We start from the raw sequence: 17455 nt of genomic DNA, 5'->3' as shown, positions 1-17455 counted from the left end.
CTGATTACTTCTCACGTTTAAACTGCTCAAAAGCAACCTCTAATTCCTCGATTTCGATTTCTGTACTACGAGCATTCACATCGGTCAGTTTATAACTGCTGGGCCAAGCATTTTTTAATTCAAATCTGGCTACTTCTTCGCTTGCTTGATTGTAAATAGATAATGCAACAAGTCTGCGTTGTTTTCCCCAATTACCATTTTGCACCGAATCAAACCAGTCCCAAAGTTCTTTAGAACTGCTCATACCCTTACGTAATGTGATGTTACCGCATTTGACATTACTAGGAATTTTGGTTCTCACAACCTGTTGCGCTGCACCACTACCTGTTTTATTTGTGACTTCACAGATTTCAATCGGAGCTTGAGTTTGTTGAAATCCCCGACATTCTAAAAAGTGACAATCAATGTCTTTAGAATTGTCTAGGGTCAATCCCAAGTAAAAACGACAGGCTGTGAGAATTTCCGGAAGGTTTGTAGATTTTGCCACTGTTGTTGACTACTAATCCTAATTACTTAACACGTTTGATACCTTCATGCACTAATTCAATAGTTTCGTTCGCCATATCACCCCCAGAAGCGGTTAAGGTGGGCCCTGTGTACTTGCAAGGATAACAATTGACGATGTTCCACCGAGCTTTCTCTGAACCCTGCTGGTCATAAGCTACTACAGAAGCTGTTTTCCGATTCTGCGCCCACTGACGTGGATCTCCCATATCTTCATTACACTTCTGATACCAGTTATAAAGGTCTACATCATCCGTTGCAATTACCTTGACAGTGATATTAGTAAATTTGACTACTGTCGGTGTGGCTTGACGCATGATCCGACCTGCCCTAGAGGAGCCATGAATTTCCTGCGCTGGAGTATTTTCTACACCCAAGCCACTAATTTCTTTGATGAATTTATCAGTAATGCCGTCTGCCTCAAAATAAAATTTACACGCGGTTAAATATTCGCCTGCCATATTTTAGATTTCTCCTTGTGAGTTGATTGCTGAGATTGGCGAGTCACGCTACTACTCGCTTTCTTCAATACCATTCCACTGGCTAATGCGGAAAATTACAAACTCCGCAGGTCTGACGGGACAAACACCGACTTCAATGTATAAACGACCTAAAATTCTGGTTTCTGGTGGGTTCAATTCTTCATCGCATTTGACATAAAAAGCCTGTTCTGGTGATGACCCAAATAAAGCACCTTCGCGCCAAATGCGTTCTAGGAAGTTACTAACAGTCCGTCTCACCCGCGCCCACAAGTCTTCATCATTGGGTTCAAACACTGCCCATTGAGTACCTAGTTCAATCGATTTTTCAATGTAACTAATTAATCTGCGGACACTGATATAACGCCACTCGGTTTTATCCGGTTCTACCAGAGTTCTTGCACCCCAGATCCGAATACCACGATTGGGGAAGTTACGAATGCAGTTGATACCTAAAGGGTTTAATAGTTCTTGTTCGCGGAAATTGGTATCATAACCCAAACCGATAACCCCCCTCGGTACTTCGTTGGCTGGTGCTTTATAAACACCTCTAGTTTCATCTGTGCGTCCCCATACACCCATGATGTGACCGCAAGGAGGTACAAGAATTGGTCTACCACCATTGCGGGGGTTAGGTACTTTAATCCAGGGGTAATAAAGAGCAGCAAACATAGACCGACGGTTGAATCTATGCAGCCAATCCACCACTTCTTGGGGTTTAACGTACTCAGGGGGTGGATCAATGACTACCATGCGGTTGGGTGGATTGGGAATATCGCCACTAGTTGAACCCTCGCACATACTAATCATCAGTTCCATGATGCCATGAACTTGATCGAGGTTCATTACCTGTGCTTGATAAGCCCGCATTAAGTCAGGACAAGCCAGCATGGTGATTTCGTCAATTTCAAAAATCCCCCTTACCCCTGTACGATCATCTCTGACGCCCTCCACTTCTGTCGCAAATCTATCGGGTGAAGAAGCTACTATGGGCGGTGAAATTTCGTACTGACCGTTTCCTGGACGACGAGCTAAAGGCTGTCCACTGCGAGAAATATCTTCCACAGTGACATACATGGAATTTCTCAATGCTTCCAGTGCATAAGTTGCGACCTGGGGTGCAACCTCCCGGTTCATGGTCAAGTTTTCATACTGTTCCAGAACTTCCTCTCCGCGACGAATTTGGACTGTAAAGTATTCCCCTGTATTAGGTGGTGATTCTCCTTCCACACCTTCAGGTAGAGGACGAGGGGCGCTATCAGTAATTAAGATATTAATGGCTCCCCCTGCTACTTGTTCGGGACGGAGAGTAAAATTCAGCGATGGACGATTACCACGACCAGCAATTTGTAGGGAAGCTGGTTCTGGAGTCCGGGGTTTCGGTGTACCTGGTAATTGAGTACCGATACTTGTCACCCAGCAGCGACCCCCACCATTCATAAAATAACCGTAGACTGCAAAGGGTAAATAGGCATTAAAATCGGTGAAACCATCAGAGTTAGGACGACTAAAATAGTTGAGATATTGCGTCCAATTGGTGATCAGCATGGGCTTAAATAATTCAGCCCCACCGCGCACATCTTCTGTAAAACCTACAAATCCAGCAATGGCTGTACTAACACCCTCAATTGGTCGGCTACCCCGGTCAATTTCTTCGACATATACACCAGGTGCAAAGTAATCAAGTCTAGCCATGAAAATATCTCCAAGTTCGTAAAAGTGGTTTATGCAGGAGTCAGTAAGATTTCTTTAAAGGTGTAATTTGGACTATCCACCAATACGTTGACATTTTGGGGTAAATAGTCAGGACAATTTAGTCTCAAAATATAGTTACCTAAATGCAGGTCTTCAAAAAAGAATAGTCCTTCTTGGTTACTCAGGGCTGATTTTTCAGTCCCAATAACAGTAATTTCCGTAGCTGCAATGGGTAAATTTGTTACTGAATTTTTGACAATACCTGCGATCGCTACCCGCTTGGTAACAACAGTACTATCTCCATTACCTTGCCATTGATTTTGCATACTGATAATTCGTTCCCAAACCAAAGGTACGGAATCCGGTCTTGTCTCGAAGGGAACTGGTACTGTCAAATACAAAGCTGGACGCAAGGGTAGACTAAGAGCGCTCCATAATGAGCCAACTTCAATAGGGGGTTCTAAAGAAACTGTCATGGACAAATTGCCATAATCCCGCAATTCCTGAACCAAAAATTCCTCTCGCAAAGAACGATGTCTCAGAAGTACAGTTAAGGCTTCTGTGAGTAAGAGATGTTCACCTAGAGTTGTTCTATCCCAAGCTGTTAATAGCAGAGAGACATCAAACCAACTCGGAGACCAGTTAACCGTCACAGGTTGTAAACCCCTTTGTGTCGGTCTGCGTTCTACTTGTCTACCAGAGTGCTGTAACTGCTTACTCTCACGAATGTCATACACATATAAATTGAGTATTGCTCCTCTACCCTCCTCTCTGATATTTCCTGGATGACTAAAGTCAACTTGCTCTGTACTAGTCAAGGAAGTCCCCCCTGCCAGAATTTCTGCTAAGGTTTGAAGAACGAAGATCAGCATCACTCAGACGGTAGCTAGTTTAGATGCTTCTAGGGTATCTGTATGTGCTAGGAAAAGTTAATTAGACTTTTGTCGAATATTTATAGTGCAGAATTTTATTGTGAATTTATATTAAATTTATTTCTGTATTCATCAGATAAAAATCGAGTAAGACAAAAATCGTAATAAATATATTTGTTCCTACTATTTATAATACAAATACACAAAGTAAATTTTCATAAAAAACTTCTATAAACCAGGGATCTCCTGCACTAATTTTTCATGCCTATTGCCATTACATTCTGAAAATAATATGCAAGTGATGCTGTTGAAATAATTAAAAAACTTAAACTTATTAAACGTTCTAGATATGGATTCATAAAATTTGAAAACTTCAGAGTAAGATGTTTATTAAATTGGGTTTAATTAATTATTTTGACAGAATAAGTATTGAATAAAAAAATATTCTAGCTTTAACTAACATCAATGCAGATAATAATATCTGAATATTGGCAATATTTTTATATTTTTTGTTAGTTTTTTAATAAAGAGAATAAAGTAATGGTTACATATAATGCAACTAATAAAAATAACTTAATCAATAATTTAGAAAACTTAGATATCAAAAGTTTTTGTGAATTACAATCAGAACAGATAACTAGTCGAGACTCTTTACTTTTTACCAGAATAGTATTTTATAATTCCTGCAAAAAAGAATATCAAGAAGTAATTAAATATGCAAATTTACAGAGAAATTTAATTCAGCAAAGTTTAAATTATTTACGTTCAGAAAAATGGCTAATTGATTATCCTGTTACTTTTAATATTGCCGAAATAAATTTTGATAATCCGCATTTTTTTGCATATATTTGTCCTTTCAGTTATAGAAATAAAAAACCAGAATATATTCAGGTATTATCTACTGAGCCTTTATCCGAAGAATTGCAAAAATACCTGAAAAATGCAGCAAGAATGTTAAGTAAATATATAGAAGTACATATAGAGTGCGAATTGCAAAAAGCAGAAGTCAAACTGCTAGAACAAATCTTACAACGAGCAAGTCATCAATTACGTAATTCTTTTTCCCTTATTTCTCTTTATGCACAAAACTTATATTTTGGATTAAAAGATAATCCTTGGCAAGAACAAGCAGAAATAATTCGAGATAGTATTCAAAAATTAGATATTAATCTTAGTGAAATGATTGATTGTAGTCAGGGTAATACTTTAAGATTAATGCCCCAAGACTTAAGACAAATAGTAGATGAAAGTATTAAAGGGTTACAACCTTTAATTAATCAAAAAAAGCTGAAAATTAACCTTTCTGATACATCGACTATCCTCATGCTAGATAGTCTACAAATCAAGCAAGTTTTTGATAATTTATTGAGTAATGCAGTTTACTTTAGTCCAATATCAGGAAGTATTACCTGTAATTGGCAGACTTTTCAAGGAGAGGTTTTAATTAAAATAGCTGACGAAGGGCCAGGATTATCAGAAGAAGATTTACAAAAGATTTTTACTCCATTTTATTCTCGACGTCAAGGTGGTACAGGACTTGGTTTGACTGTTGCTAAGAAAATAATTCTTGACCATCAAGGTAGCCTTTGGGCGCAAAATTTAGGGACTGGAGGGGCGCAATTTTCTTTAATCATACCTCGAAAAATTAAGGTGTAGGGAGATGTGCTTAGTATGAAAAAACTTTTAGTGTTAATAGTGGATGATGAAGAACGTTTTCGCCAAGGATTACGTACTCTCCTGAATTTTTATAATATTAATGGCTCCTTCCTTGTAGACATTGTTGGTGAAGCAGCTAATGTAGACCAGACTTTAAAACTAGCATTTCAGGAACATCCAGATTTAATTTTGCTAGATTTAGAATTAGATCATAGTGATGGAATTACAGCTTTACAACATCTTAAAGAAATGTCTTATGCTGGCAAAGTGTTAGTATTATCAGGTCATCAAGAAGATGACTGGATTTTTCGAGCCATGCAATCAGGTGCATCAGGTTATGTGTTTAAGAGTCGTTTAGCTACTCAGTTAAGTGAAGCTATCAATACTGTAATTAACTCGGAAATTTACGTACCTACAGAAGTTGCTAGTAGATTTTTTCGACGTTTTCAAGCTGATTTTGATTCATCATTAAAAACTTGTCATCAGCTACATATAACGGACAGAGAAAAAGAAGTCCTCTACTGGTTAACCCAGGGTGCTTCTAATGAAGAAATCGCCAAGCATTTATATATTTCTGTCGCTACAGTGAAAGCACATCTCACAAGTATTTTTGATAAATTGAAGGTTGCTAGTCGTAGCCAAGCAATTGTAGCTGCTTTAAAATTAGGATTGGTGGCAACTTAAATATGATCATAAATATTATAAAAAGCCAAAAATGTGATATAAAAAAACTTTAATATGCCATCACCGGAACATTTATATCGAGAATATCCCTGTTCACGCAATGCACCCTTAAATTGCGATCGCCCTTGGGAGACAGCACAGCAAGTAAAAGGGGCGAAATTTTGCTTAGAATGTGGCTTCCCAGCAACATTACCCCTACCATCAGAAATTAAAGGTAATCGGGGTAATTATCAGGTAACAGGTTTTTTAGGGGTGCGGGGTATGGGTCGTTTATACTCCGGAAAACAACTCCAAGATGGTCAATCAGTGGTAATTAAGGAATATCTGCTCCCCAGTCGGTGTTTTAATCCACAGGAAACCCTGCAAACCAAAGAGACTTTTAAAAGGGTAGCAGGGGTAAGTTTAGCAGATGGTAGAATTCAAAACTTTCGTTTAGTTAACTCGTGGGAAGCTATTGCTGACGAAACAGGGGAACGCTGTTATTTAATCATTCAAAATACCGAAACATATCAAACTTTAGGTCAATATTTGCGAGAAAATAGGGCAATGTTTTCCTCTGAGGTGCGTGAGGTACTTAATCAAGCCTTACAAACCTTAGTATTTCTCCACACTCAAAAGCTGCGTCTACCTGCTAACCAAATACAGCAAGGTTTAGCCCACGGCAATCTGAGTTTAGATAGTATGTTGATTGAAATTAAAAACCATCAGCATATTTATATATATCTTTGTGATTTATTTTTGTGGGAAAACTTATTTGTACCACCAGCTTTTGCCCAAAAAACTAAACCAGAACCAAACCAGGATCTGGTATCCTTGGGATTAGTAGCTTTTTATCTATGGGCCGGAAGGCAAACCAACCCCACTACAGGTCAACCACTCAATCCCAGAGATCAGCAGTCATGGTTTGCAACCGATAGTCATCTCCAGCTTTTTATCCGTCGCTTAATTGGTTTAGGAACACCGTTCGAGAATGCCGAAACTGCTCGTCAAGAGTTGCTAAAATTACCAAAACCACAGCAAGACAACAATTTAGTAGCATTGGATGCTTCCGAAACCCAAACCAAGCACCAAAAAAGGTTGTGGATCATTCTGGGAGTGATGACTTTAGTGTTAATTGGGGGAGGAATTTGGTATTTTTTCTGGCGGAATTCAGAATATGTGCAGGAAAAATTTAGACCTTGGAATGAACTTTTGCCCAGTTTTACCGATGTCAACGGTATTCCTCCCGGAGAATTTACTTACACTGGCGAAAGGGATGGTACTTGGAGTTTAATTTTAAGTTTAAGACCACAGAGCGATCGCACCCTGGAAGAATTATTAACCAAACCAAGACCAGATATAGAAGCAACCTTTGACTACGTACCAGTTTCCTCAATCGATTTCACAACAGTCAGTAAACCCATAGAAGCGGTGCAAACAAATACAAAAAACTTTGCAATTACTAGTGTACTCAGTGGTATTACTGATGAAATGGAAAAAAAACAGGTGGCTTATGATGGTTTACTAGTGTTTGTTGCTTTCAGTAAAAAGGATTCCAATCTACCAAAGGCATTAAAAGGGCAAATTACCCTTGAGCAACTGCATCAAATTTATACAGGGAAGCTAACAAATTGGCAGCAACTGGGAGGTCCCAATCTTCCCATTAAACCCTATGTGCCAAAAGAAATTGAAGCAGTACAGCAATTTCAAAAATTAGTACTCAAAGATGATCCTGGCGACATAGCTTTATTTACAGCCAACGTGACGACCATGGCTACAGAAAAAACCCAGCAGTTAATTCTCAAAGAATTTGACGAAGGTCGCACTGGTATAATCAGTTTTGGTATTCTCAGTAAAACTTGGAATCAGTGTTCTGGTTATCCCTTAGCTGTAGTTGATGATCAAAAACCTCCCTCTCAGGCTTTGTATAGACGACAGAGTCGCCAACCTATCAACCCTTTAGTAAATTTGTGCGACAAAGAAAACTACCTGGAAGTTGACAATTTTAAAACAGGTAACTACCCCTTGGGCTACCCGATGTTTGTCGTGTACCCTAAAGACAACACTCTTCCACCTGCGGGTTCTAAATTTGCTGAGATTTTAACTACCCGTGAAGGACAGTGTCTACTGTATAAGGTAGGACTTGTGCCATTACAATCAATGCCAGATAAATATCTAAATTCCAATGCCTGTAAATCGGTGTCCTAATCCTAATTGTGAATATTTTAATCGCACTCTTCCTAGTAATGCAAACATCTGTCCTATGTGTGGCACGACCTTGGGAAATGTAGTTCCCAATACACCATCTCAACCCACTCCAGTGCCACCGACTCCTCAACCTCACCCAAAACCCATAGAACTACCAACGAATCGACCTGCTGTTGATTCAACTCAATATCAGCCTCGAAATCCTTACCCCCAGCCAGCACCACCAGTTCCGGTATCACCTCCATCTCCCAAAATACCACTCCTAAAACTGATTCACAGTTCCGGGCGAGAATTTCATTTACCAGGGGAAGGCGGTTATATTGGTCGTCGCAGTCAGAGTATACCAGTTCCACCAGAAATTGACCTCACAGGTATTCCCAATGATGGCATAATTTCTCGTCATCATGGGCGAATTCACTGGGATTGGTCGCAAAATGCTTATATGATTGTGGATATGAGTACCAATGGTATTTATTTAAATGGTAATATTTTGAATCCTGGTGTCCCGTATCGCCTAATTAACGGTGATTCATTGCAACTAGGGCAAAATAATCTCGTGTGTTTTACGGTGGCGGTGAGTTAAACTAACCACCCATCTTTAACTATCCAAACATTGATTTAGATCCGAAGCAATAGCTGGAGTCACCTCCACCCATAACTTTAATTTTGCCTAACCACTGAACTAATCAAGAATGAGGCTCTCCCAGCAATACAATTGAGCAAGTCAACTCTTTAATTACCTGGCTTGTCACTTCGCTGACGGCTAATCCACCAGCGGTACGATAACGAGTCGATCGCAAAACTACTAAATCAAATGTTTTGGCTTCACGAATAATTACTCTAGCCACATCATCACCAGTTATTGTTTGGATGTCGGTATTTACTTGTAATTTACTTTCAGAAGCTATAACAGACAGTTGGGACTTAAACTTGTCAATCTGAATTTCTGGTGTTCTGCGATCGCCCACATGTAAGAGTACTACTTCTGCGTGATTCGCATCTGCTAAAATTTGGGCAAACCTGACAGCGCCTATAGTTTGACGTGTTAAATCTCCCACTGGTACAAGAATGCGCTGGATAGTAGTCGGACTACTTAACAATCTTGTCACAGCTACCGGACAGTGAGAAGACCAAAACACGCTATCGATCACATTACCAAATAAGCGGGCGCGAATGCCTGTGTTACGCGACCAACCCATGACAACTAAACTGGCGTTTTGTTCGCGACTAGTACGACAAATTCCCAAAGCAACATCGTCATCAATCCGGACTGCTGGTGAGACTTCTACGCCAAATTCTTGACTAATTTCTAAAACACCCTTCAAACGTTGCTGACTTTGATCAAGTGCGGTTGTTAAGCACGGATCATCCATTTGCACATGAGCTTTGGCTATGGCTAGTGGAATAATCTTCCCTGATTCGTGACGCGCTAATAGTGCAGCCATTTCGATCAAATAGCGCTGAGTTTGGGGATTATATAGAGGAACAACAACAGTGAATGGATATTGCGTTTGTTCATCCAGATCCACATCACAACTATCTGCTTGCCACCACGTAGATAGTTTATCTTTTGCCCAGTCAGTTTGGGAAACTGTTAGTCTAGTTGCAAATCGTGCTGTAATTACTGGGCCAAGTATCGCAGTCACCAACATTAAGACAATTATGCTATTTAATACACCCTCATTTATTAACCGTTCACCCGCAGGATTAACTGTTTCATAGGCAACTAAAGCCGCTGCTAGTGTAGCTGCTACTTGTGGTAGTGACAATGACCACATCGTTAGCATTTCTGGTGTGTTATAGCGATACAATAATTTGGCTAGAAATGCAGCTGTGAATTTACTACCAATTAACGCCACCACAATTGCCGCAGCTAACCAAACTGAACTTAGGGTTTTGATAAAGGCAGGAATATCAATTAATAATCCCATGTCTACAAAAAAACAAGGGATAAACAAAACACTGCCCACAAACTCAACTTTTTCTTTAACTGGGCTACGTCCTAAAACATCATTGACAGCCAAACCTGCTAAAAATGCACCAACAATTTTTTCAACGCCAATTACCTGCGCTCCAACAGATGCGATAAATAATGCCAATAAGATAAATAAAAATTGATTACCTTGTTCATCACCAGAACGTCTAAAAAATTCTTTTCCTGCCCAGTCAAAACCAAATAAAACAACAGCAGAGTAAATAGCTAATCCCCCTAAAAGGGTAATTAAACTCAGGGCTGTAAATTCTCCACCATGAATGCCAACACAAATCGCTAGCACTAACAAAGCACCAGTATCAGTAAAAATTGTGGCGCCAATTGTCACTGTCACAGCTTCATTTGTCACCACGCCCAAGCGGCTGACAATTGGATATGCCAACAAAGTATGAGAAGCAAGTAAAGAACCTATTAAAACAGAAGTATTCCAACTAAAATTAAATAATTTACCAACAACAATTCCAGCAATTAAGGGTACTAAGAACGTTAAAGTTCCAAATCCAATTGATCGATTTCTAGTTTTGCGAAACTGCTCAAGATCAATCTCTAAACCTGCTACGAACATTAAGTAAACTTTACCAATTTCCGATAGCAACTTGATTGTTTCAGATTCTGAGTTTAGTAACTTGAGTCCGTTCTCACCAAGTAAGACACCTGCTATTAACAAACCTACTAATCCGGGTAGCCGTAACTTTTCAAAAATAGGTGGTACGGTAAAGATGACTAATAGCAGGATTGTGAATGCAATAATTGGACTTTGTAGTAGCAAATTGTTACCCTCTGAATATTTTAATATTTTAATATTTCTATGTCACTAAATGTGAATATTTTATTCTTTCTATTGATCTATTTGAGAGTTTTGATTATATCTCAATACGGTTCAGTTAAGAAGAAATGTAGGTTGGGTTGAGTGCAAGTGAAACCCAACAAAGCCTTGATAATGTTGGGTTACTCTGCGAGAAGCCGCGCAGGGCGCGTCTACGTTCCTCAACCCAACCTACGCTAGTTTTAGTTTTTAGCCTTAACTGAACCGTATTGGATTATATCTATCTGCTGAACAAAAAAAAATCCTCTGGTAGCATGAAAATTCAAATTTTAGTCTCAGCATTAGACGAAATAAACTAACACTTAATTTAGATAAACATGCAGAAATTAAATAGTAGTTAATAACTAGTTAATATATACAATCAAGCTTGGTTCGTAAATCTATCTCAAGTCCTAAAAAAGCCTAACTAGGGATAGATGTATTTTTTGAATAAATAAATAGATACTTGCGATGGAAAGAAGCGTGCAATCAAATAATCAATTTCTCACAATCCGCGTTTCTTGACAATCTAATTATCAGTTTAATTAATTTATCAACTTACTATGGTAGCAAATCTTCCTTCTCAAACTTCAGATGCTCAATACAAAGTCGAGAACCCAACAGCAGAAGTCGAAGCAATTGTCCAAACCCCACCATCAGATACAGAAATTGATTTAGAATTTCTCTACACCAGAGATATAGAATTTCGCCAAGAAACACTTTACTTTATTGTCGTTGACCGCTTTTATGATGGTGATCCTGACAATAGTCAAGGGATAAATGCTGAACTTTATGATCCCAATCGTGAAGAATGGGGTAAGTACTGGGGTGGAGATTTGCAAGGAGTGATTGACAAACTTGATTATCTCAAGAATTTAGGAGTCACTGCGATTTGGTTAACTCCCTTATTTGAACAAGTGGAAGAATTATTTATTGAAAGTGCTGCTATTCATGGCTATTGGACAAAAGATTTTAAACGCATAAATCCCCGCTACATTGCTGTTGATGATGATCCTTCTCTCAACAAAACTCAAGATCAGAAAAACACTGTTTTCGATCGCTTGATTGCAGAATTGCATAAACGCAAGATGAAGCTAGTGTTAGATATTGTTTGTAATCATAGTAGCCCAGACACTGGTGGTAGTAAGGGCGAATTATATGATGATGGAGTAAAAATTGCCGATTTTAATGATGACAAAGACCATTGGTATCACCATTACGGTGAAGTTACCAATTGGGAAGACGATTGGCAAGTCCAAAATTGTGAATTATCAGGACTAGCCACTTTTAACGAAAACAATATTCAGTACCGCAACTATATTAAGTCTGCAATCAAACAGTGGTTAGATCGGGGTGTGGATGCGTTGCGAGTAGACACTGTTAAGCATATGCCAATTTGGTTTTGGCAAGAGTTTAATGGTGAGATGTACAATCACAAACCAGATGTGTTTATTTTTGGCGAATGGATTTACAGCAATCCTAACGACGATCGCGCTGTAGAATTCGTTAACAACTCTGGGATGAGTATCCTCGATTTTGGCTTGTGTATGGCAATTCGCCAAAGTTTAGCTAAGTTTGATGAAAAAGGTTTTTACTTGGTTCAGAACGTACTAGACCTAGACTATCGCTATAACGGTGCAACCGAACTCATCACCTTCATCGATAACCATGATATGCACCGTTTTCAAACTATCAACCCTGATCCCGAAATCTTGCGATTGGCGGTGATTTTGTTGATGACTACTCGCGGTATCCCTTGCCTATTTTATGGCACAGAACAATACCTGCATAATGATACTAACGGTGATGATAATATCTACGGTAACAACGATCCCTACAATCGTCCGATGATGGAATCTTGGGATACTGATACCCCCATTTATCGAGATGTCCGCAAACTTTCGGGACTACGCCGTCTCAACCCAGCAATATCAATGGGTAGTCAATGGCAAAAATATATCACACCGGATGTTTATTGCTATGTGCGTCGCTATCGTGACTCTCGTTGTTTTGTCGCATTAAATAGAGGTGATGCTGTTACTGTAGAGGCAGTTGACACTGAATTACCAGATCGGGAACATACTTGTTTATTAACCGGACGCAAGTTTGAGGTTAAAGACGGCAAGATTTATAATTTGGAACTTGCACCCAAAGAAGCGATCGCCATCAGTCATGTTGGTGAACGTGTCAAAGGCCAAACTATTGTCCGAGTACAACTCAATGGCGTATGCACTCAACCCGGAGAAACCATCGTGGTGACAGGAGATTGTCCCGAACTTGGTAACTGGGACATCGGTAAAGCCTACCCCCTAGAATACATCAACTCCAACACCTGGTTTGCTGAAATTCCCTTTGATGAAAGTGCTGGTAAGCTAATCAGCTACAAATATGCCATGTGGCGCGAAGGAGGTTCTCCCCTACGGGAAAATCTAGTTTCTCGACGCTGGGTCATTGCTAGTGAAGGTACTGTGAAATGGCGTGACACCTGGGCTTCGGGACGGGAGTCTTAATCAGTTATCAGTTATCAGTTATCAGTTATCAAATTAAACTGGTAACAGTTAACTGTTAACTGATTCATCCCTACCAAAGGATAGAGGAATAACTTGACATATGTACTCATAATGAGTACGCTTTAATTAGCAAGTTTCCCAGGAGTAAACTTAATTATGTTGCCAAATCACGAAGGAAAAAGAGTTCCCAACACCACATTTCGTCTGCGCCAGAATGATCAGTGGGTGAATGTGACAACTGATGAATTATTTAAAGGTAAGACTGTTGTAGTTTTTTCTCTACCAGGGGCTTTTACACCCACTTGTTCATCAGCTCATGTTCCGGGCTACAATCAGTTGGCGAAAACCTTCAAAGATTGTGGTGTAGATGACATTGTCTGTGTGTCTGTCAATGATACCTTTGTGATGAATGAATGGGCAAAGGATCAGGAAGCAGAAAATTTAACATTTATACCCGATGGCAATGGTGATTTTACTGAAGGCATGGGTATGCTAGTCGATAAATCAGACCTGGGATTTGGCAAGCGATCTTGGCGCTATTCGATGTTAGTCAAAAATGGCGTTGTTGAAAAAATGTTTATTGAACCCGAAGAACCAGGTGATCCCTTTAAGGTATCTGATGCTGAGACGATGCTGAGATATATTAACCCAAGCGCAGTCAAACCGAAATTGGTTTCTCTGTTTACAAAACCCGGTTGTCCCTACTGTGCGCGTGCCAAAGAAATGCTCAAGCAAAATGGTTTAGACTACGAAGAAATTGTCTTGGGTAAAGATGCAACTACTCATTCCTTAAAAGCGATCGCAGGTGCAACAACTGTTCCCCAAGTATTCATTGATGGTCAACACATCGGTGGTTCTGAAGCTTTAGCAAGTTATTTGAGCGCTACTAGAAGATAATATTTGTTGAGATTAAGATAAATCGATTGACATTTAAACTCTGTAGAGACGTAGCATTGCAACATCTCTACAATTTTTTATTCTGGATCAATTATCTGATCACCAAGGGTATTTTGCAATGAACTAATCAAACTATCGTGTCCTAGCGACAGAAGTTCGTGTCCTAACGACAGCTTGTTTAAAAATGAGATCAACTTAGTTAAATTAAGTACCAATTTGCACAGGAGATGATTATGCCATCTTTAGCAGGGAAAGTTGCAATTGTGACAGGTGCATCACGGGGAATTGGACGTGCGATCGCATTAAAATTAGCAGAACAAGAAGCGTCGATTACTGTTAACTATGCAGGAAATGCCGAAAAGGCGCAAGAAGTTGTTGCCGAAATCGAAAAATTAGGAAGCAAAGCGATCGCTGTACAAGCAGATATTAGTAAAGTCACTGAGATTCAAAAACTTTTTGACCAAACTCATTGAAAGCTTTGGCAAAGTTGATATATCGGGAGTACCTCACCTAAGATATTTAATAACTTATTATTTGCTTTACATTACATTTATAAGTTGTCATCCTGATTATCCTCCTGTTCCCGCACCTCCATCTTCTCCGCCACCTCCCGAAGATCCAAAATTACTTTCATCAAACCACTCTGCTTTAAGCAGAGACCACCAAGCAGCTGTTAGTCCAGCTAATACGTAGTGATAGGGAAGCCACCCATAGCCCTCTACTCCCCATTCAGATCCCCAGGAGTTTCTAATTAAGAATGCGCCTTTGGAGTAGTATCGGCGATCGCTACACTGAATAAACTTGTAATCATCATAGCCAACCGCAACCACAGTGTGTCCACCAATAACTTTGTCTTTCTGGGGGTCGGGATATACAATCAAACCCTTCCTGTAATTAGACTTCTCGTAGGCAGAAGAATAGATCGTAAATCCAAAAATGCAAGGAAAACCAGCAGCTAAAACAGCCTTAATTTGAAACAGCAGGCTTTCCTTTGTAATCCCAGCATAATCTAAAAGAAAATATTTAAGTGATTGGTAATTTTGAGCATAAGCATAGCAGTATGGAGGCGGCTCTTCATTGACTAAATCTTCATCATAGCGCCAGGACTCTTCCGGCGGAACACCAATTAGTGCCAATACTTTCATAGTTTCTCGTATGGATGCTCCCACGTCTCCTTGAACACTCATTTTGTTGCGTGCAGCTTTATATAGAAACAGAGGAGAAGCATCTACTGATTTACCAAAATTCCTATTTTCAAAATATTCCAATAATGCGATCGCAGCAAATGCGGTACATGAATTAAGAGAACCTTGGTCTCTAACTGGAGAAAACCAATAGCTCAAGTCTATGACGCCAGGAAGAAGAAAAAATGGTTTTTTACTAGGTTGTTTATTTGTATCATTACGTTCATCCTCTTGTAAGGATTTCAGAAGATTTTTGCCAATTATCGGAATATATAAATCTAAACTGGGAAATAAATTGGATTTTTTTTGCCCCTGACTATCTGTAGAAGCTGTAAGATGATAACTAACTACTCGTTCAAACTCAAATACTTCCTGTTTATCAAAAATATTAGGCTTTGGCTCTTCACTGTTTACATGATATTGGCTATTATTATCTTGCTCCCCATGATTGATATCTTTCTTGACTAATTGCTCCAAATGGTTGAGATATTTTTTGATTAAAAAGTATAACAATACAGCACATGTATATTTATCTTTATTCTGCTCTTTTAGTTGTTCCTTTTCTTCTAAAAGAGAATGTATTTCTAGAGAAAGAAGTTCTAATACTTTAGAAATTGCACATTTGACTAATTGTTCTTGAGTATATCCCGGTTCTGTATTGGCACTATAATTATTGGCTTTATTGGCTTTTTTGAAAAATTTTTCAAATTCTTCAAATCCTTTTTTAATTAGTTCTTTAAATGTATATTTTTTCCACTTAGATAAAGATAAAGGATAAATACTTTTGATCACAACTGAAATTAGTGGTTCAATTACATAAGAATTTTGTAAAACTTCTGGTGCATGATTAAGTATAGATGAAATTCCTTCATTTTTGATTAAAGTTGTATTGATTTCATTCATTGTTGAGGTTTCATCCAGTTGAGTATTGATTATTTTTTTTATATCATCTGAAAACTTTCTATTATTCTTCAAAATATTTTCAATCTCTTTTTGATAAAAATATGATTTTTCCTTGCATTTAATCTTTATTAAAAAATCGTGTTCATAAATGATTCGCTTATAATCATTGATTTCTTGATTGTTTTTGTATTCTTCATATATTTGTTTAGTAGCCTTAAAAATTAAAACTTCCAATATGATAGAAAATGCGGTGCTTGGTATCAGTGAAGTTGTAGATAAAAATTTAATTCTTGATGGATATTGCGGATTTTCTTCAATATTTATATTGCATTCTTTCAGGTCTTCTAATTTTTCATAATCAGAAAAGTATTCATTTAAAGTAATATTAGTTTCGAGACCAACTATGCCATCTTTTCTGATTTGAGAGCAGATCTGAAATCGCTTCACTAAATCTTTAGTGTCGTCAATATAATTCTTTTGTCTCATCAATTTCAATACCCAATCGACACCCTCTGGTGACTTTAAAGCTTCTTGAACGTTAACTTTTTCTAACTTTTTACTTTCTAACTTTTTACATTGTTCTTTTTGAAAAACTTCTGGATGACGATCTTTCACACTCTCTGGAGGTAATAAATATCCTCCCATTAATAGAACCCCAAGATATTTATTTAACTCCAATGTCTGCTTTGAGAGGATACTCTCGTATTCGAGTGGATAAAGAGGATATTGATTCTCGTTCTCATCTATCTCGTCATAGGAATCTCTCAAAATTCTGTGAACTTTGATTTTTACAAATAAAACACTGCCAAATATCTTATTTTTAATTTCCTCTATATTGCCTTCTGGTAAATTAGTTTGATTATTTGTCTTGAGAAAATCAATTAAATTAATTAAGACTTCGACAATGTTTTCAATATTACCTGTATTCTCTTCAATTTTGAACCGTAGTTTATGCTTGATAGCATCCTCATTATCTAAATTGTAATCACGTAGATCAGGATAGTCTGGTACCCAACCTAATCCTTTTTTTCTCATGTCAGTTTTTGCTTTATCTTCCATGATGATCTTCCGTTGTGATAATGATTT

The 17455-nt window shown here is 38.4% G+C and carries 13 protein-coding genes; 7 read left to right on the top strand and 6 right to left on the bottom strand.

From position 1 onward, the window contains the following. Positions 1 to 4 precede the first annotated feature (4 nt). The 4 genes from ACE1AT_RS09540 to ACE1AT_RS09525 are packed head-to-tail and all read right to left on the bottom strand — an operon-like array spanning position 5 to position 3550. On the bottom strand, positions 5 to 487 hold the full coding sequence (locus ACE1AT_RS09540; RefSeq protein WP_374867622.1) for a phage tail protein: 483 nt from the start codon (positions 485 to 487) through the stop codon (positions 5 to 7). A gap of 22 nt (positions 488 to 509) precedes the next feature. Beyond that, a complete protein-coding gene (locus ACE1AT_RS09535) occupies positions 510 to 965 on the bottom strand; it encodes a phage tail protein (RefSeq protein ID WP_374867620.1) in 456 nt (151 codons plus the stop codon). Positions 966 to 1016: 51 nt separating this feature from the next. Beyond that, positions 1017 to 2678 (bottom strand): phage tail sheath family protein, encoded by a 1662-nt coding sequence (locus tag ACE1AT_RS09530; RefSeq protein ID WP_374867618.1) that lies wholly within the window; start codon positions 2676 to 2678, stop codon positions 1017 to 1019. A 29-nt stretch (positions 2679 to 2707) separates the two neighbouring features. Further along, positions 2708 to 3550, bottom strand: a complete 843-nt coding sequence (locus tag ACE1AT_RS09525) for a Pvc16 family protein (protein WP_374867616.1) — start codon at positions 3548 to 3550, stop codon at positions 2708 to 2710. A 540-nt stretch (positions 3551 to 4090) separates the two neighbouring features. Between ACE1AT_RS09525 and ACE1AT_RS09520 the strand changes: the two genes are divergently transcribed. Genes ACE1AT_RS09520 through ACE1AT_RS09505 form a run of 4 tightly spaced genes read left to right on the top strand, consistent with a single transcriptional unit; the run spans position 4091 to position 8660 of the window. After that, positions 4091 to 5206, top strand: coding sequence for a sensor histidine kinase (locus ACE1AT_RS09520; protein WP_374867614.1), 1116 nt, complete (start codon positions 4091 to 4093; stop codon positions 5204 to 5206). A 15-nt stretch (positions 5207 to 5221) separates the two neighbouring features. Beyond that, entirely contained in the window at positions 5222 to 5890 is a 669-nt protein-coding gene (locus ACE1AT_RS09515; protein ID WP_374867612.1) for a response regulator, read from the top strand. Positions 5891 to 5944: 54 nt separating this feature from the next. Beyond that, positions 5945 to 8077: a substrate-binding domain-containing protein gene (locus ACE1AT_RS09510; RefSeq protein ID WP_374867610.1), complete on the top strand. Its 2133-nt coding sequence runs from the start codon at positions 5945 to 5947 to the stop codon at positions 8075 to 8077. Further along, the gene (locus ACE1AT_RS09505; protein WP_374867608.1) at positions 8055 to 8660 is read left to right on the top strand and encodes an FHA domain-containing protein; all 606 of its coding nucleotides are present in this window, start codon (positions 8055 to 8057) and stop codon (positions 8658 to 8660) included. Before ACE1AT_RS09510 ends, ACE1AT_RS09505 begins: the two co-directional genes overlap by 23 nt. A gap of 103 nt (positions 8661 to 8763) precedes the next feature. On the opposite strand, the gene ACE1AT_RS09500 is transcribed toward ACE1AT_RS09505, so the two are convergent. Further along, entirely contained in the window at positions 8764 to 10839 is a 2076-nt protein-coding gene (locus tag ACE1AT_RS09500; protein ID WP_374867606.1) for a cation:proton antiporter, read from the bottom strand. Between the two features lie 599 nt (positions 10840 to 11438). Here ACE1AT_RS09500 and ACE1AT_RS09495 point away from each other — a divergent pair. From ACE1AT_RS09495 to ACE1AT_RS09485, 3 genes are all read left to right on the top strand, one after another. Continuing rightward, positions 11439 to 13385 carry an alpha-amylase family glycosyl hydrolase gene (locus tag ACE1AT_RS09495; protein ID WP_374867604.1) on the top strand — a complete coding sequence of 649 codons (1947 nt, stop codon included), beginning with the start codon at positions 11439 to 11441 and terminating at the stop codon, positions 13383 to 13385. 156 nt (positions 13386 to 13541) lie between these two features. Then, entirely contained in the window at positions 13542 to 14282 is a 741-nt protein-coding gene (locus ACE1AT_RS09490) for a glutathione peroxidase (RefSeq protein WP_374867602.1), read from the top strand. 233 nt (positions 14283 to 14515) lie between these two features. Continuing rightward, positions 14516 to 14755: an SDR family NAD(P)-dependent oxidoreductase gene (locus ACE1AT_RS09485; protein WP_374867600.1), complete on the top strand. Its 240-nt coding sequence runs from the start codon at positions 14516 to 14518 to the stop codon at positions 14753 to 14755. 96 nt (positions 14756 to 14851) lie between these two features. Here the strand turns inward: ACE1AT_RS09485 and ACE1AT_RS09480 are convergent, their stop codons facing one another. After that, a complete protein-coding gene (locus ACE1AT_RS09480; protein WP_374867598.1) occupies positions 14852 to 17428 on the bottom strand; it encodes a C1 family peptidase in 2577 nt (858 codons plus the stop codon). Positions 17429 to 17455: the final 27 nt, after the last annotated feature.

Source organism: Pelatocladus sp. BLCC-F211, from assembly GCF_041928655.1.
Lineage (GTDB): Bacteria > Cyanobacteriota > Cyanobacteriia > Cyanobacteriales > Nostocaceae > Pelatocladus.
This window is presented reverse-complemented; position numbering and strand designations above follow the sequence as displayed.